The sequence below is a fragment of the Glutamicibacter sp. NPDC087344 genome (assembly GCF_044744225.1).
Taxonomy (GTDB): domain Bacteria; phylum Actinomycetota; class Actinomycetes; order Actinomycetales; family Micrococcaceae; genus Glutamicibacter.
In genome coordinates, this window is the sequence record NZ_JBIUXY010000006.1 from 1 (window position 1) to 17051 (window position 17051).

General features: G+C 55.7%; 18 protein-coding genes and 2 tRNA genes. 12 read left to right on the top strand and 8 right to left on the bottom strand.

Translation table 11 applies throughout. The features are described from left to right. Positions 1-229: 229 nt before the first annotated feature. Positions 230-388 (bottom strand): hypothetical protein, encoded by a 159-nt coding sequence (locus ACIOWL_RS11885; protein ID WP_400385136.1) that lies wholly within the window; start codon positions 386-388, stop codon positions 230-232. A gap of 218 nt (positions 389-606) precedes the next feature. Between ACIOWL_RS11885 and ACIOWL_RS11890 the strand changes: the two genes are divergently transcribed. Next, positions 607-1230: a hypothetical protein gene (locus ACIOWL_RS11890; RefSeq protein WP_400385139.1), complete on the top strand. Its 624-nt coding sequence runs from the start codon at positions 607-609 to the stop codon at positions 1228-1230. Positions 1231-1439: 209 nt separating this feature from the next. After that, positions 1440-2087 (top strand): hypothetical protein, encoded by a 648-nt coding sequence (locus ACIOWL_RS11895; RefSeq protein WP_400385141.1) that lies wholly within the window; start codon positions 1440-1442, stop codon positions 2085-2087. On the opposite strand, the gene ACIOWL_RS11900 is transcribed toward ACIOWL_RS11895, so the two are convergent. Next, the gene (locus tag ACIOWL_RS11900) at positions 2084-2527 is read right to left on the bottom strand and encodes a DUF488 family protein (RefSeq protein WP_400385144.1); all 444 of its coding nucleotides are present in this window, start codon (positions 2525-2527) and stop codon (positions 2084-2086) included. The two genes, ACIOWL_RS11895 and ACIOWL_RS11900, sit on opposite strands and share 4 nt — an antisense overlap. A gap of 653 nt (positions 2528-3180) precedes the next feature. Here ACIOWL_RS11900 and ACIOWL_RS11905 point away from each other — a divergent pair. After that, on the top strand, positions 3181-3540 hold the full coding sequence (locus ACIOWL_RS11905; RefSeq protein ID WP_400385147.1) for a hypothetical protein: 360 nt from the start codon (positions 3181-3183) through the stop codon (positions 3538-3540). A gap of 254 nt (positions 3541-3794) precedes the next feature. Further along, positions 3795-4541, top strand: a complete 747-nt coding sequence (locus ACIOWL_RS11910) for a site-specific integrase (protein ID WP_400385150.1) — start codon at positions 3795-3797, stop codon at positions 4539-4541. 111 nt (positions 4542-4652) lie between these two features. On the opposite strand, the gene ACIOWL_RS11915 is transcribed toward ACIOWL_RS11910, so the two are convergent. Then, a tRNA-Arg gene (locus tag ACIOWL_RS11915) sits at positions 4653-4729 on the bottom strand. Between the two features lie 179 nt (positions 4730-4908). Between ACIOWL_RS11915 and ACIOWL_RS11920 the strand changes: the two genes are divergently transcribed. From ACIOWL_RS11920 to ettA, 3 genes are all read left to right on the top strand, one after another. Further along, a complete protein-coding gene (locus tag ACIOWL_RS11920; RefSeq protein ID WP_400385153.1) occupies positions 4909-5745 on the top strand; it encodes a lysostaphin resistance A-like protein in 837 nt (278 codons plus the stop codon). A gap of 71 nt (positions 5746-5816) precedes the next feature. Then, a complete protein-coding gene (locus ACIOWL_RS11925) occupies positions 5817-6290 on the top strand; it encodes a single-stranded DNA-binding protein (RefSeq protein ID WP_400385156.1) in 474 nt (157 codons plus the stop codon). Positions 6291-6403: 113 nt separating this feature from the next. Then, the gene (ettA, locus tag ACIOWL_RS11930) at positions 6404-8086 is read left to right on the top strand and encodes an energy-dependent translational throttle protein EttA (RefSeq protein ID WP_400385159.1); all 1683 of its coding nucleotides are present in this window, start codon (positions 6404-6406) and stop codon (positions 8084-8086) included. 74 nt (positions 8087-8160) lie between these two features. Here ettA and ACIOWL_RS11935 read toward each other — a convergent pair whose 3' ends face one another. Beyond that, entirely contained in the window at positions 8161-8664 is a 504-nt protein-coding gene (locus ACIOWL_RS11935) for a flavin reductase family protein (protein ID WP_400385162.1), read from the bottom strand. 138 nt (positions 8665-8802) lie between these two features. Between ACIOWL_RS11935 and soxR the strand changes: the two genes are divergently transcribed. Further along, positions 8803-9351 carry a redox-sensitive transcriptional activator SoxR gene (soxR, locus tag ACIOWL_RS11940; RefSeq protein ID WP_400385165.1) on the top strand — a complete coding sequence of 183 codons (549 nt, stop codon included), beginning with the start codon at positions 8803-8805 and terminating at the stop codon, positions 9349-9351. Positions 9352-9369: 18 nt separating this feature from the next. Here soxR and ACIOWL_RS11945 read toward each other — a convergent pair whose 3' ends face one another. After that, positions 9370-10257 carry an acyl-CoA thioesterase gene (locus tag ACIOWL_RS11945; RefSeq protein WP_400385167.1) on the bottom strand — a complete coding sequence of 296 codons (888 nt, stop codon included), beginning with the start codon at positions 10255-10257 and terminating at the stop codon, positions 9370-9372. 175 nt (positions 10258-10432) lie between these two features. Here ACIOWL_RS11945 and ACIOWL_RS11950 point away from each other — a divergent pair, with 175 nt between their 5' ends. After that, complete coding sequence (locus ACIOWL_RS11950) at positions 10433-11092, top strand: hypothetical protein (protein ID WP_400385170.1); 660 nt, start codon at positions 10433-10435, stop codon at positions 11090-11092. Positions 11093-11156: 64 nt separating this feature from the next. Here ACIOWL_RS11950 and ACIOWL_RS11955 read toward each other — a convergent pair whose 3' ends face one another. From ACIOWL_RS11955 to pepN, 3 genes are all read right to left on the bottom strand, one after another. Next, the gene (locus tag ACIOWL_RS11955; RefSeq protein WP_400385173.1) at positions 11157-11663 is read right to left on the bottom strand and encodes a globin; all 507 of its coding nucleotides are present in this window, start codon (positions 11661-11663) and stop codon (positions 11157-11159) included. Between the two features lie 26 nt (positions 11664-11689). Beyond that, positions 11690-12157, bottom strand: a complete 468-nt coding sequence (locus ACIOWL_RS11960; RefSeq protein WP_400385176.1) for an OsmC family protein — start codon at positions 12155-12157, stop codon at positions 11690-11692. Positions 12158-12244: 87 nt separating this feature from the next. Beyond that, complete coding sequence (gene pepN, locus ACIOWL_RS11965; protein WP_400385179.1) at positions 12245-14791, bottom strand: aminopeptidase N; 2547 nt, start codon at positions 14789-14791, stop codon at positions 12245-12247. A 285-nt stretch (positions 14792-15076) separates the two neighbouring features. On the opposite strand from pepN, the gene ACIOWL_RS11970 reads away from it, so the two are divergent. The 3 genes from ACIOWL_RS11970 (at position 15077) to ACIOWL_RS11980 (ending at position 16781) form a co-directional block, all read left to right on the top strand. Continuing rightward, entirely contained in the window at positions 15077-15550 is a 474-nt protein-coding gene (locus tag ACIOWL_RS11970; protein ID WP_400385182.1) for a ribose-5-phosphate isomerase, read from the top strand. Positions 15551-15552: 2 nt separating this feature from the next. Beyond that, entirely contained in the window at positions 15553-16521 is a 969-nt protein-coding gene (locus tag ACIOWL_RS11975) for an Fpg/Nei family DNA glycosylase (protein ID WP_400385185.1), read from the top strand. A gap of 186 nt (positions 16522-16707) precedes the next feature. Then, a tRNA-Gly gene (locus ACIOWL_RS11980) sits at positions 16708-16781 on the top strand. The last annotated feature ends 270 nt before the right edge of the window (positions 16782-17051 follow it).

Sequence of the window (17051 nt, forward strand, 5' to 3'; positions counted from 1 at the left end):
GGATCATTGGTTGGACAGGGGCAAGACACCATGCCGAGGCTGGTCGGCCGACAGTCCCTATGATCCTCTTTTAGGGGCTGTCAACAAGATAACGGTATCTCCCGGTTCGGCAACTACACTCAACTTCTTGATTGACCGATCAGCATACGACTCTTGCGAAGTATCCTGATCATCTTGACTGTGGTGAAATTGCGGTAGTTTTCGCTAGAATGTGGGTTTCCGTTGCATCTCATTTCATGATCTCGTTCATGTAGGAATGCGACTTGTAGCCTGCAATTTTCGCCAGATCTCGGTTCGACACCTTCTTGACGGTCTTCAGGCACTGCAGCATTTCTAGTTCTCGACCCTCCATCCAGAGCTCTCCAATATCGATAGAGCCAATGCTCATTTCTGTATTCTATTTCTACTCATGATGCTCATTTTCTGTACTCATTTAATTGCTCTAGTATCCACTCGTCAATTCCATCAGGCACCTAGTTTCGTCACATCCCATGTGGCGCAACGTTTTTTGGCGAAAAACTTGTAGAGTTCTTGGTGTCCACCTTTCGTGTTCACTGAGTGTCCACGCCATTTCGCCATTTTCGTTTTCCGGGAGAAGCTGAGCTCGTGAACAGCATGCAAACACTGGCCGATCTGATCAAGAGCGTCCAGGAAAAGAACGGCTGGTCCGACCGAGACCTCGGAAGGCGAGCCGCGAAGCTTGATACTGACATAACAACTTCGGACTTCTCTCGACTTAAGAACCGAGAGCTTGTGTCGGTCACGGGGTCGCTCATTCGAAAGTTGGCACTTGTTTTGATGGTTTCAGAGCAGAAAGTCGCACAGGCGGCACTGGTCAGTATGGGCCTGGATCTTGAAATTCCAGAAGTCACCGTCGAGGACGCTGTTCGCAATTCCCCCGAATTTAGCATTCGCGATCAAGCACTAATCATGGGCTTGGTCAGTGCTATGCGCGACGGCGAAAGTGGAACTGATGAACAGCAGTCCCGAGCGGACCCTGTTAACACACCTCCGCAACTCCCAGCAGTGGCGTCCGCGAGTGACCCTCGCCCTGGACAGAAGACCGAGCCCGAGGGCTACGGCATTACCGAGATCCACGGCGCCGAGGCTGAAAAGTACCCGGCCCCGCCGTTAGAGCAGTTGGCCGCGCATCCGAAGGTGAAGACAAAGCGCGAGCAACACGATGAACAAACTGGCGAGCATGACGAGAATTGTGAGGATGACGAATAATGTTCGGAGATAGTCTGTTTGACGAGGACCACTCGCTGTACACAAAGGATCGCGGTACAAGCCAATTCAAGACTGCCAAGGTACTTGTTACCGTCAAGTCGATTCCCCAACCCTCTGCGACCTACGGCGATACAGTCTGTGTTGCGGGAATTTGGGTCGATGGCGATCAAATGAAATGGATTCGTCTGTACCCCATACCATTCCGGAGCATGGCTGAACTGGATCAGTTCAGTAAGTATGAGATTATCGAGCTGCCAGTACTTCCGAATCAGAGCGACTTTCGCCCAGAAAGTTACAAGCCCGATCGCTCCAACATTATCCATCGTGGAAATGTTCAAGGTTGGCAGAATCGGAATAAGTATATTGCTCCGCTGGCAGACAGATGGACCATGTGCGAAATTCAGGCGAAAGTACGTGCCGGGGGAGGCGCAGATACCTATCCTTCGTTAGCTGTTATCCGACCACGAAAGATCCTGGATCTAGTAATAATCCCCTTTGAAGGATGGACTGAAGATCAGAAGAGAAATGTCGAAGCTGCCTTCATCCAGGAAGACCTCTTTTCAGAGAACCTTCCACCAAAGAGGAAGCTCGAAGAGCCAAGGTTTAGGGCAGCCTTTAGCTACCTCTGCATGTCCAGCGCGTGCAATGGACATAACCAAACGTTTATCGACTGGGAATTGGAAGCATTCTCTCGTAGGCATCGGGAAAGCCCTGAGGAGATGGCAATTTCAGAGATCCGCAAGCGATTCCTCGACGTTAGATGCAACCCAGCGAAGGAGCCACTTTTCTTTGTTGGCAACCTTAAGGCCAAAACGCTGGCTTACAACGTTCTCGGCATCTACAGTGCAAACGGCTAGACCGTAGCTAGTTGGTAAAGTTCGTCATTGACGGCCTCGCGAACGAGAGCGCGGTGGCAGCATCGCTCATCAGATTCGAAGCACAGAAGAACGATTTGTTCGGTGCTAGCCAGGTGCGCTATCTCTTGAATGGCACCTCGCGCTTCTTCGCTCTCCAAAGTGGCTCGAAAGTTCTCGTGAGCAACCTCGGCAGCAGTAGAACCTGGATTCCAAAACCCGTCTCGGTTGTCTTTTGGATTTCCCAGGGAGGGGCGGTGCAAATACGTAATACCCGCATTCGACAGCGCTTCTGAAAGGGCTCGCTTAGAAAATCCCTTCTTGCGGGAAATCGCGTTGAGGCGAACATCAACGAGAGTCTGGACATTCCAGGCAAGAAGGTCAGAGATGTACTCGTCAATGCTCCGACCTTCATAACCATGCCCAAGAATTCCAGTGCCCATTTCGAACTCCTTACCAGATCGCTTACGTCTTATACCACTGTCTCCCGACAGTATTCCATCCATTGTCCACCACACTACTAAGCGAATCCTGAGAATCGCGAGAACAAGGAGCGAACCTCACAAAATCATTAGAACATATATTCGAACTCTTGGTTCAGGTTAGATATATTCTGCGTATGCAGAACGTTTGGGGCATGTTGCGCACACTTGCCCAAGTAGTAATCATTTGGAATCGACCACACCCAGATGCGGTGGCCGCTACGGACGGCCGGCGCATTTGGATAGACCCGGCACTCACGACAGTTGAGCGCCGATACTTCCTCGCTCACGAGGCCTTCCACATCAAGCACGGCCACAACGGCTGCCAACTGCCGGCCGTCGAGCGGCAGATATGCCTGGAGACCGCCCGCTTCTTGGTCAGCTTCGAGGACCTACACCGAGTGGCAGGCTGGTCTCGGAACCCCTAGGTTATGGCGGAGGAACTGGATGTTACCGAGCAGATAATAATCGATCGACTCCAGGCCCTTGATGGTGACCAGATTCAGCAGCTCTGGCCAGTATCCGAACATATTGCCTAACCTTTATCCACAACTCGTCGGTAACCCCAGTGCTGGGGTTTATTTGGCGCACACAATTTCCCCAAGGAGGGAATCATGACCACCTCAGACAAGACGTCCAGGCGCAACAACAATGAAGGGTCAGCACCCAAACAGCGCAATAATGGCCAATGGCAATCCAACTACATTGCAGGGTATCTGCCCAGCGGCCGGTCTATTCGAAAGTCCGTCTACGGGAAGACCCGGGCGGAGTGCGCTACCAAGCTCAAGTCTGCGCTCCAGGCAGTCTCCGCCCAAAGTGTCAGCCTTAGCAAATCACCACGCCTCATCGAATGGCTGGACCACTACCTGGACGTCATTGCTCCGAATGCAGATGTGCGGCCACGCACCATCAACGCCTACCGATCCAAGATCGACAACTACGTCCGCCCCATCGGCTCGCAGGCAAGCGTCTAGACAAACTCACCCCCACTGACATCGACACGCTCTACGCGGACGCACGAAACAGCCGACAGCGTGGACGTACTGACCAGGGGAAAGCTGAACCACTCGCAGCTAGCACCATCCAAGGGCTGCACCGCGTCCTCCGGCGAGCGCTCAATATGGCGGTCAACAGGGGAGTGTTAGCCAGGAATCCTGCGCTCCGGGTCGAAGTCTCCGGGAAAACTGACTTTACGCCCCAGGTTTACACGACGGCCGAGGTTCGGTCCATGCTCGCGATCGCTGTAGGCATGGATGATGGCGCGCGCTGGGTGCTGAACCTGATGCTTGGGCCACGACAGGGCGAGGCACTGGGCTTGTCCTGGTCGGATATTGATTTCGAAGCGGGTCGAATCAAGATTTCCCGCGAGCTCTACACGCTGCCTTGGAAGCACGGATGCGCCCAGCAGGGGAATGATGCCTGGTCATGCGGGTTTGCATCTGCCTGGCGGTGCCCAGAGCGCCACAGCGGAGGGTTCTTCTCGGGTCCACCTAAGAGCGAATCGGGAAACCGCAGCTTGCCTATGCCGGCCCAGCTGGTCCACGCTCTGAAGGTGCATCGAGAGGTGCAGCTCCTGCAGAGGTCGAAGGACTGGGTGGCTTGGGTGGACCAGAAGAAGGTCGAGCATGATCTGGTCTTTGCTCGACCTAACGGGATGCCCGTAGATTATCGCTCCGACTGGCAAGCCTGGAAGGATTTCCTAAAGCTGGCTGGAGTGCCCGAGGGGCGAGTGCATGATGGGCGGCATACTGCTGCCACTACACTTCTGCTGCTCGGAATTGAACCACGAGTCGTGATGGAGATCTTGGGTTGGTCGCAGGTTTCCATGTTGACCCGGTACCAGCATGTGCTGGATGAAATGCGTACGGACGTCGCCGACAAGCTCACGAGTCACTGGACCCCTGATCCGGAGCCGGAACATAACGTGATTTCTCTGGCTGACCGGCGAGCGCAGCGCTTTGGCGGAGCCTCCTGAAAAAACTTAACTGTGGTAAAACTGTGGTAATTTCCGCTAAAGATTCGGGTTTCGGTTCAAAAGAGAAAACCGCCGTTCACTTGTTTTACCAAGTGAACGGCGGTTTTTTGATGGTGCCCCCGGCGGGATTCGAACCCACGACCTAGAGATTAGAAGGCTCTTGCTCTATCCAGCTGAGCTACGGAGGCGGAACCGAAAAATAGTTTAGCCTATAGATCGGGTGAAACGCGATTCTAAGCCGATAGGGTGAAGCATGTAAGGGGATTCAATGTGTTGAGTAGGTGTGGTTAATGTGCAACGGTGGAAATTTGGCAGCAAACGCGGAACCGTCGTCTTTTGTCTCCTGAGCATTTCTCTTGCGTGGCTCGTGGCATTGCCTCTGTGGTTTGGCGCAGGGCTGACCGAGCCTTCATTTGTGTGGGTCGCGCTGGCGATGATGCTGACGCCCAGTGTCGCGGCACTGATTGTCTCGTGTCTCGAAGGTCGCCTGAAACGATTTTTATCGGATGTTGGAATATGGCCCATTCATCGGCCAGCACGCTGGTTTCTCTCCCTCCTGCTGGCCATCGTAATTCCAGTATTTTTGATACTCCAAGCAGTCTTCATTGGTTCATGGATCGGCGTATTTCCCGGCGACCTGCAGAACTTTACGGTCTTGAGGATTGTTTCAGCGCAAGACGGCCTGGCTCGATTCTTGACCGCGCAGGCCGGATTGTTGCTTGTTGCTGGACTGGTGAATTTGCTTCCGGCGTTGGGCGAGGAAATCGGCTGGCGCGGGTGGCTGTGGCCGCGCTTGCAACCCCTGGGCCAGCTTCCCGCCATCCTGATTTCGGGTATCGTCTGGGGCATTTGGCACGCTCCGCTCATCCTGCTGGGATACAACTATCCACTGGCAAACGGCGCAGGGGGCGTGATTTCCATGTGCGGCATGTGCATCATTGTGGGTGCGTTTTTCGCCTGGCTTCGCAGCAAATCGAACTCTGTCTGGCCGGCAGCCCTGGCTCACGGCATCTTTAACGCCAGTGCCGGACTTGTGTCCCTTTTTGTGGTGATGGGAGCCATGCTTGATACGCAGAAAGCGTCCATTCTGGGTTGGTCCGGCTGGATTCTTCCGGGCGTGGTCATCATCGTGATGTTGCTGCTAGGCGCGTTTCGCCAGCCAGCGGAATCCGGGTTATCCACATTTCGAGGCATCCGCGCCTAGCCGACCGTGTTCAGAAGGAACATGGTGGGGAACCGGTAATCGCCGGTGCCGTATTCGAAGGAGAATGAACCATGGCTGATCTATTGACCATTCGGGGGATTGTGGGGACCGAACCGCAACTGAGCATTACGCCCAAGGGTCTTTCTGTCCTGAAATTTCGTGTTGCAACCCATGAACGCAAACGAGATGGCGAAACCGGGCAGTGGGTCGACGGAGGTACCAGTTGGTACTCCGTTTCTGCCTTCCGTTCGCTAGCCGAAAACGTCATGGAGTCAATCGCCCAGGGAGATCATCTGGTGATTTTTGGCAAACTTCAGATCCGCCAATTTGACCGTCCGGATGGCACCAGGGGGACCAGTGCGGACATCGAAGCGTATTCGCTGGGACATGATCTGCGGTTCGGAACCTCGCTGTTCACGAAAGTTCGCAACGAAAACAGCGATGGAGATCGGATGACACACTCTTCTGCTGCTGGCCGTTCACGTTCTGTGGAACAGTCCAGCGGAGAAAATGTGTGGGCCAGCGAGGAAACCGACGCTGCCTGAAAGTGTCCGCCGTAACGGTGCTCGGGGGGACTTTGTGAATCCGAGCACCGTGCAGGGAAGTTTCTGCTGAATGAATTGGGTTTTGAGCCCTGCGAGCGACTAGCCTTAAGGGTATGGCGGAATTCATTTACACGATGACCAAGGCTCGCAAGGCCGTTGGTGACAAAGTCATTCTTGACGATGTCAGCATGTCGTTCTATCCGGGCGCCAAAATTGGTGTCGTGGGCCCTAACGGTGCTGGTAAGTCAACAATCCTGAAGATTATGGCGGGTATCGATACCCCGTCCAACGGTGAGGCTCGGCTCTCACCTGGTTACTCGGTCGGTATCCTGATGCAGGAACCACCACTGAACGAAGAAAAGACCGTCCTGGGCAACGTCCAGGAAGGTGTTGGCGAGATCTACGAGAAGATCCAGCGCTTCAACGAGATCTCCGAAGAGATGGCTCAAGAAGGCGCCGACTTCGACGCGCTCTTGGAAGAAATGGGCAAGCTGCAGGAAGCGATTGACGCTGCCGACGCTTGGGACATTGACAACCAGCTTGAGCAGGCAATGGATGCATTGCGGTGCCCACCTGGCGATGAAATGGTTACCCACCTCTCCGGTGGTGAGCGTCGACGTGTGGCTCTGTGCAAGCTTCTGCTGCAGAAGCCTGACCTGTTGCTGCTTGACGAACCAACTAACCACTTGGATGCGGAGTCTGTACTGTGGCTTGAGCAGCACCTCTCGGCTTACCCGGGTGCTGTGTTGGCCGTGACCCACGACCGCTACTTCCTGGATCACGTTGCAGAATGGATCTGTGAAGTTGATCGTGGCCGTCTGCACCCATACGAGGGCAACTACTCCACGTACCTGGAGAAGAAGCGCGAACGTATGGAGGTTCAGGGCAAGAAGGATCAGAAGCTGGCCAAGCGCCTGGCTGAAGAACTGGAATGGGTCCGTTCCAATGCCAAGGGCCGCCAGACAAAGTCTAAGGCCCGCCTTGCTCGTTACGAGGAAATGGCCGCGGAAGCAGAGCGCACCCGCAAGCTGGACTTCGAAGAAATCCAGATTCCACCAGGCCCGCGTTTGGGCCAGGTCGTTATCGAGGCCAAGGACCTGAAGAAGGGCTTCGGAGACCGCGTCCTCATCGAAGGCCTGTCCTTCTCCTTGCCGCGTAACGGCATCGTTGGTGTGATTGGTCCGAACGGTGTTGGTAAATCAACCCTGTTCAAAACCATCGTTGGTATGGAGCAGCTCGACGGAGGTGACTTGAAGGTTGGTGAGACCGTCAAGATCTCCTATGTTGATCAGAACCGCGAGAACATCGACCCGAACAAGAGCCTGTGGGAGGTTGTTTCGGACGGCCTGGACTATATCCAGGTTGGCCAGGTTGAAATGCCTTCGCGTGCCTACGTTTCGGCATTCGGCTTCAAGGGCCCAGACCAGCAGAAGAAGGCCGGCGTTCTTTCCGGTGGTGAGCGAAACCGCTTGAACTTGGCGCTGACCCTCAAGCAGGGTGGAAACCTCTTGCTGCTCGATGAGCCTACCAACGACCTCGACGTTGAGACTCTCTCGTCGCTGGAAAACGCACTCCTGGAATTCCCGGGCTGTGCTGTCGTGGTCTCCCACGATCGTTGGTTCCTCGACCGAGTTGCCACACACATCTTGGCTTATGAGGGCACCGAGGAAAATCCATCGAACTGGTACTGGTTTGAGGGTAACTTCGAGTCCTACGAAGCAAACAAGATCGACCGATTGGGCCCGGATGCTGCAAAGCCGCACCGCGTGACCCACCGCCGCCTGACCCGCGGCTAAAAATCCGGGTTTGCCAAAGGCCGCCACGAAAGTGGCGGCCTTTGTCATGTCGGCAGAGTGCTCTGACCTGGCCTTCAGTTCTTAGGTGACTGCGCCATCAGGTTCGACAGGCGAACGTACTGGCGGTCCTGATGCAGCAGGTGCTGCTGGTGTGTGCCGTTCAGAATCTCGTGGACCTCCGCGGCGATCAGTCGTGAGCCCCCAACGCTGATCGAAGAATGCATGCTGGCACGCAATGCTACGGGAGCTAAGGGAAAGTACGGTTCGCCCGTGGGGAGAAAAGTGAAACCCTGCTCGTCGGTAAAACGTGGTGCCCCGGGCTGCGCGAAATTCGTCGCGAGGTCGTGATGATCTTCACCCAGTAGGTGAATCATGAAGCTCGATGCCGACAGTACCGCACCCGCGGCCCCGGATTCTTTGGTTAGTGAAAACGACACTGCAACAGGGTCGATCGATAGAGATGCCAGCGAAGAGACCGTCAGGCCGTAGGGGATACCGTCCACGGTGGCGGTAATCAGTGCAACACCGGCAGGGTGATGACGGAAGGCCGTCCGGAAGTCGTCAGACAAACTCGACATTTTCACTGTTCCTTCTGCTGATCACCGTAGGCAATTCAGCGTTGTACGGAGTTGATGATTACCCCGAATCTAAACCATCTATACGACCCCACCCTAAGACTTCAAGTAAACTTGAGGTCAAGCGGGAGTGTGGTGATCATGAACACAGATAGTGAGAGGGAAAACTCGACACAGATGCTGGGAGAAGAATTGCTGAGCATCGGCTCGGTCAGTGAGCGCACCGGAGTCGCCCGCTCGGCCTTGCACTATTACGAGGATTTGGGACTCATTTCCTCGTCCCGAACGGCTGGCAACCAACGCCGTTATCCGCGGCACATGTTACGGCGAATTTCCTTGATTAGTGTAGGCAGCAAGCTCGGGATTCCATTACATGACATCAAACACGCCCTGGAACCAGTGCCCATGAACACCATGCCGTCTGAAAACGATTGGCTGCGAGCTACGGCGGAATGGAAGCGTGTACTGGAAGCACGCCGAAGGGCAATCGAGGAACTTGAAGACCGACTCATGGGATGCATTGGATGCGGGTGCCTGTCGATGAAAGCCTGCAAACTTTTGAACCCGGACGACGAGTTGGCGCAGGAGGGAGCTGGTGCGCGCAGGCTCGAGGCCGCCGACGATGACGATCTCAGCTCTTCGTTGCATGGCACTAAGCGAGCCGGCTGTGCCGGGGCCGGCCAGGGGTAAGGCCTGACCGGCTGAGGATCACAGCGACTCGTGGGGGAGCCGGACCATGCCCTCCTGTGCGACAGTTGCGACAAGCAGGCCAGCGCGGTTGTAGAACTGACCGGTGCCCAAACCCCGAGCCGAAGATGCAGAGGGTGAATGCAACACGTATAACAGCCATTCATCGGCCCGGAAGTCCCTGTGCCACCACATCGCGTGGTCGAGGCTGGCGACACTCAATCCTGGTTCAACCCAGCTCTTGCCATGGGCGCGCAAGACCGGCTCCAGCAACATGTAATCGCTGGCATAGGCCAGCGCCGCGCGGTGCAGCGCCGGGTCATCAGGCAATTTTGCGGTGGTCCGCAGCCACACCACCGATTCCGGAGCCTTCTCGAACCTTCCGGGAAGATAGATCGGGTCGCTCACGTGCCGAACGTCAAATGGACGCTGATAGGCCCATTCGCGGGCGACGCTATGGTCGATATGTCCGATGAGCTCGGCAGTTGTCGGCAGGGATTCCGGTTCCGGGGCGGACACCGGCATGGGATCCTGATGATCCAGGCCTTCGGCTGGCACCTGGAACGAGGTGATCATCGACAGGATCGGTTCACCGTTCTGGTACGCGTGAACCCGGCGGGCAGAAAAAGAGCGGCCATCACGCAGGCGCTCAACGCCAAAGGTGATGTTTTGATTCGGATCACCCGGACGAAGGAAATAGCCGTGCAGGGAATGGACGGCACGCTCCGGCTCAACCGTTCGTGTCGCCGCAACAACAGACTGGGCTAGAACCTGGCCGCCGAAAACCCGACCCAGGGTGTGCGAAGGGGTGTGACCCACAAAGATGTCTTCGTCGGTGCGGGCTTGGTCATCGCCATCTAAATTGAGCAAATCCAGCAGCATTTGGGTGGTGCCTAATTCTTCGGCCACGTTTTCGACTCCTTGTAGTACGTATCAAGAGACCACGCAGACACCGTGAATCAAATACGTCACACGACGTCTTTTACGCACGGTCTCACCGTCCAACTATACGATCACAACCCCTTCATAACGCCATCAGCTGAAGCACACCGTGGAACTCGAAGACTCGTGAGACGATAAACGCATGGCGAGCACTGGTTTAGTTTTTGATGACAGCACTTCGGTAACGGATCTTGCGAACTTTATTAGTCGGGCCAAAACCGTTGAGGATGATGCAGCACTACTGATGGCACGAGGCACCGCCCTGGCCGTCTACGTCCCGGTGTTGGTGCCAGCTGAGCTCGGTCAAGGCGAATACACCATCTTGGCCATGCGCGTTCATCGACTGGCGCAACCAGCCGAGTTGACCAGCAGTTATTCACTGGCTTCGGTTCAGGACCGGCTGGCTCGGATGGGGGAGAGCTCCGTTGAGTTTGCCTTGCCGCCTGTTGAGGAAAATCCGCGGTGGGCAGGAATCTCGGTGCCAGTTTCGGGATGGACTGATCACGGATCCATTGCAGATGACTTGCTGCGAGCCGCTGCCCAAGCCGGCATTGACGCAGTGGCCCAAGCATTGCCGGAGAACCCTGGCAAACCGGTGGTGGCCCAAATTCGACAACGGATTTGGTCCTCTCCGATCACCGAGGATGCACACGAGCTTCCCATGGGGGCTGCCTTTGCGATGCAGGCGCTGGGATTCCTCACACCTGGTGGCGAAAGTTCGGTCTTTCGCAACGGTGGCTGGGCCCGCATCAGCAATGGGCGTGGTCACGTGTTGACCCGGAAAGCCTCACTGCTTGGCTAGAGACTAAAACAAGGGTGGGCTGAAAGTAACCAAACTTTCAGCCCACCCTTGTTATTTGGACGGATCAGACAGTATCCGGGGTGTTCTGGAGCGAATGCGCTGCCCGATCAAAGTAGTCGCGCAGGGTTTCGGCCTGAAGCATCGGAAGTTCCAACTGATCAATGGCCTTGTTCATATGACCCAGCCACACATCGCGGTAGTGAGAATTGATCGGGTAGTTGTTATGCCGCATCCGTAGTCGTGGATGCCCCCGATGTTCCGAGAAGGTGGTTGGGCCGCCCCAGTATTGTTCCAAAAACAATTGCAGGCGGATCTGGGCTGGGCGCAGGTCATCTTCGGGGTAAAGCCGGCGGAAGTCTTCGTCCTCTGCAACGGAGTCATAAAAGTTTTTGGTCAGTTGGGCGAAAACTTCACGACCTCCGACTTCCTCGTAAAATGTTCCGGCATACTGGGAAACATCAACGGGCTCCTGCGCCAGCTCAAGGAACTCTTGCGAGGATTTTCCCATCACCAGGGGATTGCTCATGGGGTCGCGGCGTGTGACCTGCGGAAGAAATTGTGGTTCGCTCATGGGTTAGATCCTTGAAAAGTGGTCGGCTAGAACGTGACTGGTTCGTGCAGGACAGGAAAATTCACGGACCGTGCGATAAAACAGACTTTGTTGGCCTCATGATGCAGTGAATCGGCAAGTGCGCGTTGGGATTCATCGGCGAGCTCTACCCGCGGATGCAATACGACCTGGGTGAATTCTCCGCTGTTGTCGCGGTTCAAGCGCATGGTACCGGTGGATTCATCGCTGTAGCCGGTGACGACTACCCCGCGAGTCACCGCCACATGAAGATAAGACAGCATGTGGCATTGGGAGAGCGCCGCCAGCAGCAACTGCTCCGGATTCCAGCGATCCTTATCCCCATGGAACGTGGGGTCTGCGGTCCCAGGCAGATCCGGCAGACCGGGTGCTCGGACGGTGTGATCGCGTCCGTAGCCGCGGTAATCCTTGGTACCTGAACCGCGGTTGCCCGTCCATTCGATCCCGACCCGGTAGTCGTGCTGTGAGAGGTCCATAAAACTATTCTTTCATCCTTTAAAAGAATCGTGGTGTGCCATCTCGCACACGGCGAGTGGCACACCACGATTTACCTCGACTCGCGTTTAGGCGTGGGTGTCAGCTTCACGGGCGGCCAGCGCGCGAGCAACGTCGGCCTTTGACTCGACGAGCAAGCGGCGCATGGCCGGGTGCTTGTCGCCCAGCGAGGACAGGAAATCGTCGGTGTCCTTCAGGGTCTGGGCAGAGACGTTCGCGCTGGGATAGAAACCCAAAACGATCTGTTTGGCCATTTCATGCGACGACGATTCCCAAGCGTTGAGCAACAGGTCGTAGTACTGCGAAGCGTAGCCGGCAATCAGTGAGGAATCGTGAGCGATGTTGAAGCCCGCGATGACCGCGCTCTGCTGGTCATTGGACAGGTTGGCGCTGGTTGCCGCCGCAAATGCAGCGGCCTTCGCATCGGCTGTGGGACGCGCGGCGCGAGCCGTGTGCCACGAGGCTTTGCCCTTGGACGTGTCATCTGCGGCCAGCACTGCATCCAGTGCTGCTTCATCCATTCGGCCACCGGCGGACAAGGCGATGGCCAGTGCCCAGCGAAGATCGGTATCCACGCTCAGGCCTTCCAACACGGTTGCTTCGTCGAATACTGCCTGAACCGTATCAAGCTGTGCTGCGGTACGGGCGCGGTGGGCAAAGGCCTTGGCGAACTGCAACTGCGCATCCGAACCTGCCTCGGCGGTCGTAGCCAGCTCCCACAGGCGATCAGCGGCAGCGATGCTCAGTTCCTGATGGTGCTCTGCGGCCACGTAGTAATCCAGGGACGTGTTCAGCTGACGCAGCAACACCATGATGACGGTCGAGTCCACCTCGTGGCCGATGTTGTTCAGCAGCAGCTGGACGTAGGTGCGCGCCGGAGATTCTGCTTCGCGCACTGCATCCCATGCGGCAGACCAAACCAAGGTGCGTGGCAATGACTGGACAAAATCCTTGAGGTGCTCGCTCGCGGTCGCCAGCGAACGCTCGTCCAAACGAATTTTGGTGTAGGTCAAATCATCGTCATTGAGCAATACCAAATCCGGGCGCTGGAGGCCAACGAGTCCGGGTACCTCGGTCGATTCGCCGTCAATATCCAGTTCCTCGCGGTGCACTCGCTGCAGTTTTCCTTCGGAATCCAGCGAGTAGAATCCAACGGCTAGGCGGTGCTGGCGAAGGGTGGGGTAGTCCGCCACAGCGCTCTGGCGAATAGCGAAGGACGTGATCTTTCCGCTGGCGTCCTCGGTGATGTCGGCGGTTAGGGTGTTGACGCCTGCGGTTTCCAGCCAGGATTCACCCCAATGGCTGAGATCGCGACCGCTGGCGGCTTCCAATTCGCTGAGAAGGTCCGGCAACTCGGTGTTGGACCAGGAATGCTTCTTGAAGTATTCACGGACACCAGCCATGAACTCCTCTTGGCCCACGAATGCCACCAACTGGCGAAGTACCGAGGCGCCCTTGGCGTAGGTGATTCCGTCGAAGTTAACCTCGACGTCTTCAAGGTCGTTGATGGGAGCGACGATTGGGTGAGTGGATGGAAGCTGATCCTGGCGGTAGGCCCAGTTCTTTTCCAGGGTGTTGAAGGTTGTCCACGCACTGGTGAACTCGGTGTTCTGAGCCGCTGCCAGGGTTGACATGAACTCGGCAAACGATTCGTTAAGCCACAGGTCGTTCCACCATTTCATGGTGACCAGGTCGCCGAACCACATGTGAGCCAGTTCGTGCAGGATCGTGATGGCACGACGCTCCACCATGGCACCGGTTGGACGAGAGCGGAAAACGTATTCTTCCAGGAAGGTCACGGCACCGGCGTTTTCCATGGCCCCTGCGTTGAACTCGGGCACGAATAGCTGGTCGTATTTCTCGAATGGGTAGGCGGTGCCGAAGTTCTTCTCAAAGAACTCAAATCCCTGACGCGTGATGGTGACGATGTTCTCAACATCGAGGTACTCCATCAACGAGGCGCGAGCGAAAACACCGAGCTCCACGGTGCGCCCGTTGGAGGACACCAAAGAATCACGAGCTACTTGGTATGGTCCAGCAATGAGCGCGGTGATGTAGCAAGAGATGCGCTGGGTCGGCGGGAAAACCCACGTGGCGTTGTCGCCGCTGGCGGCAGGTTCCGGGGTCGGTGCGTTGGAAACCACATTCCAGTACTTCGGCGCGGTGACCGAGAACTGGAAGGTTGCCTTGAGATCCGGCTGTTCAAAGACGGCAAACATGCGGCGGCAGTCGGCGACTTCGAACTGAGTGTAGAGGTAAACTTCCTGATCCACCGGGTCCACGAAACGGTGAAGGCCTTCACCGGTGTTCATGTACAGCGCATCCGCATCGATGGTGAGCACGTTTTCAGCAGCGAGATTAGGCAGCTGGATTCGGATGCCGTCGGAAACTTCGGCTGGATCGAGTTCAACCCCGTTGAGGGTTACCGAACGTACCGTGTCGGTGACCGCGTCGATGAAGCTCGACGTTCCCGGGGTTCCGGTGAATTTGACGGTAGTCTGTGAAGTGAAAATTCTCTCACCTTGAGTGAGGTCCAAGTTCACTTCGTAAGACTGAACGTTGATCAGGTTGGCGCGTTCGGTGGCCTCAGCGCGAGTGAGGTTCATACCTGGCATTGGTTCTCCAATTCTTCGTGAGGCAACACCTCACCCGAAGTTCTGAAACGGATATTGAATATCTAGATCTATTGTGGCACCCACCACCGTCCGGTATGCAACCCCTTGACCGGAGGAATCCATATATTTCGCATATTTTCCCATGTAATGACGAGAACCTAGGCTAATTTGCGGTTAGTTGGCAGTTGAAGGGGTGGCGAGCGACTCAATACCTTTGGTGCGTATGTTGGTCGCTAAACTAAGAGATGACAGCATAAACGCCCACAACGAATGAGGCCCCACACGATGCGCGTGCATATTGCCACCGACCACGCAGGTCTTGAACTCAGTGATTACTTGGTGAATCGACTGACGGCCAAGGGATACGAGATGGTCAACCACGGCCCGAAGTCCTATGACGCAGAAGACGACTATCCTGCTTTCTGCATCAACGCCGCCAAGGCGGTTGTTGCTGATCAACGTGCGGGAGTTGATGCGTTGGGTATCGTACTTGGCGGCTCGGGCAACGGCGAACAGATCGCTGCCAACAAGGTGGAAGGCATCCGTGCGGCATTGGCCTGGAACCTCGACACCGCTAAATTGGCGCGCGAACACAACAATGCCAACGTCATTGCCGTAGGTGGCCGACAGCATACGGTGGAAGAAGCCGCGGAACTGATTGAAGCTTTTCTTAATGAGCCGTTCAGCGATGCTGAGCGTCACGTGCGTCGCATCGGAAAAATTGCGACCTACGAAACGACCGGTCAGGTTATCGACTAGCAGTGCCTGAAGGTCATTCCCTGCATCGACTGGCCCGCCAATTCGACGACGTATTTGGCGGCCAGTCGGTCAGCGTTTCTTCACCCCAGGGCCGGTTCGAAGTTGACGCGCAACGAATCGACGGGCATCAACTCGAATACGCCTTCGCCAAAGGCAAGCAGCTTTTCTGTCACTTCTCCAACGATTTGTACCTACGTGTACACCTGGGACTTTATGGCGCATTCAGCTTTGGTGGCGATAGCTACTTCAGTGGTGCGTCATCGATTGGCGCGCCGCGAAAAATCGGCGAGCGAGAAACACAGTCGCGGAAAGACGCAGGGGAGTACACCGGGCCGCCTGCACCGGTAGGTGCCGTACGGGCACGAATCGTTTCTGAGCATGGATGGGCAGATCTGCGGGGTCCTACCGCTTGTGAAGTTCTAGACCATGATCAAGTTCAAACACAATTGTCCAAGCTAGGTCCGGATCCGCTGATCGGTGCGGCCACGAGGTTCAGGGCGGCCAAGGGCCAAGCGGTGGCGGCGGATGCGCAGCGACTACTTGACGTCGCCTATGCGGAGTTTCGTCAGAACTTGTTGCGCACAAAGTCTCCCATTGGAATCGTGCTGATGAACCAGAACATCATCAGCGGTGTAGGAAATATCTACCGAGCTGAAACTCTATTCCGCAACAAAATCTCGCCAGATCTTCCGGCCAACGAACTTTCCACCCGTGCAGCCAAAAAACTGTGGACCGACATCGTATCGGTGATGGAAGACGGGGTTCGTGATGGAAAAATCATCACCACTCTTCCAGCGGACCGAGATCCTGAAGGGGAGATCTGGCCTGAGAATGCCTATTACGTTTATCAGCGACAGGGGATGGCGTGCCGAAAATGTTCGGCAAAAATTTCCCTTACCGAAGTTGCTGCCAGGAAGTTGTATTGGTGTCCGAAGTGCCAACGTCTTCCGCGTAAAAAAGTAAGCGGCTAGCCGTTCAATACGCCGGCAAACTGAAATTCATCGTTTAGTTTCAGATTGCCGGCGTGTTCTAGTCTCATGGGGGTTGCTAAGGTGCTATGCAAATGCGTCCCAAGTCGGAGACTGGTTTCCCGATTTGCAATGCTCAAGTTTTATGGTCTAGACTAGAACTTGTTCGAAGCGACGCAGCTTCGAAATGGGGATGTAGCTTAATGGTAAAGCCTTAGTCTTCCAAACTAATGACGCGAGTTCGATTCTCGTCATCCCCTCCAATTAGAGGCCTTGTAATTTGCAAGGCCTCTTTTTCATCCCCCGTTGTGGATTGTCTGATCAGCCCACATTCTCCATCGGTCGCCCGTTCCTCAGTCAAAATGTGGCCAACGTGTCTCACCTCTCAAGTTGGGGGCTATTCGGGCTGCCGAGGCAGTTTATGGTGATTCCTTCCATTGCCCTTGATGTCTCAAGCTACCGATGGCCGATCTTAGGCCAAGCCGTTTGGCGTGATAGGCCAGAATCCACGGCGCGATGTCCAAAAAGCAGAA

What these genes read in the sequence shown, in the direction of transcription:
- ACIOWL_RS11885 (WP_400385136.1), bottom strand. Translation starts at nt 388, where the DNA reads ATGAGCATTGGCTCTATCGATATTGGAGAGCTCTGGATGGAGGGTCGA.
- ACIOWL_RS11895 (WP_400385141.1), top strand. Translation starts at nt 1,440, where the DNA reads ATGGCTGAACTGGATCAGTTCAGTAAGTATGAGATTATCGAGCTGCCA.
- ACIOWL_RS11900 (WP_400385144.1), bottom strand. Translation starts at nt 2,527, where the DNA reads ATGGGCACTGGAATTCTTGGGCATGGTTATGAAGGTCGGAGCATTGAC.
- ACIOWL_RS11905 (WP_400385147.1), top strand. Translation starts at nt 3,181, where the DNA reads ATGACCACCTCAGACAAGACGTCCAGGCGCAACAACAATGAAGGGTCA.
- ACIOWL_RS11910 (WP_400385150.1), top strand. Translation starts at nt 3,795, where the DNA reads ATGCTCGCGATCGCTGTAGGCATGGATGATGGCGCGCGCTGGGTGCTG.
- ACIOWL_RS11925 (WP_400385156.1), top strand. Translation starts at nt 5,817, where the DNA reads ATGGCTGATCTATTGACCATTCGGGGGATTGTGGGGACCGAACCGCAA.
- ettA (WP_400385159.1), top strand. Translation starts at nt 6,404, where the DNA reads ATGGCGGAATTCATTTACACGATGACCAAGGCTCGCAAGGCCGTTGGT.
- ACIOWL_RS11935 (WP_400385162.1), bottom strand. Translation starts at nt 8,664, where the DNA reads ATGTCGAGTTTGTCTGACGACTTCCGGACGGCCTTCCGTCATCACCCT.
- soxR (WP_400385165.1), top strand. Translation starts at nt 8,803, where the DNA reads ATGAACACAGATAGTGAGAGGGAAAACTCGACACAGATGCTGGGAGAA.
- ACIOWL_RS11950 (WP_400385170.1), top strand. Translation starts at nt 10,433, where the DNA reads ATGGCGAGCACTGGTTTAGTTTTTGATGACAGCACTTCGGTAACGGAT.
- ACIOWL_RS11955 (WP_400385173.1), bottom strand. Translation starts at nt 11,663, where the DNA reads ATGAGCGAACCACAATTTCTTCCGCAGGTCACACGCCGCGACCCCATG.
- ACIOWL_RS11960 (WP_400385176.1), bottom strand. Translation starts at nt 12,157, where the DNA reads ATGGACCTCTCACAGCACGACTACCGGGTCGGGATCGAATGGACGGGC.
- pepN (WP_400385179.1), bottom strand. Translation starts at nt 14,791, where the DNA reads ATGCCAGGTATGAACCTCACTCGCGCTGAGGCCACCGAACGCGCCAAC.
- ACIOWL_RS11970 (WP_400385182.1), top strand. Translation starts at nt 15,077, where the DNA reads ATGCGCGTGCATATTGCCACCGACCACGCAGGTCTTGAACTCAGTGAT.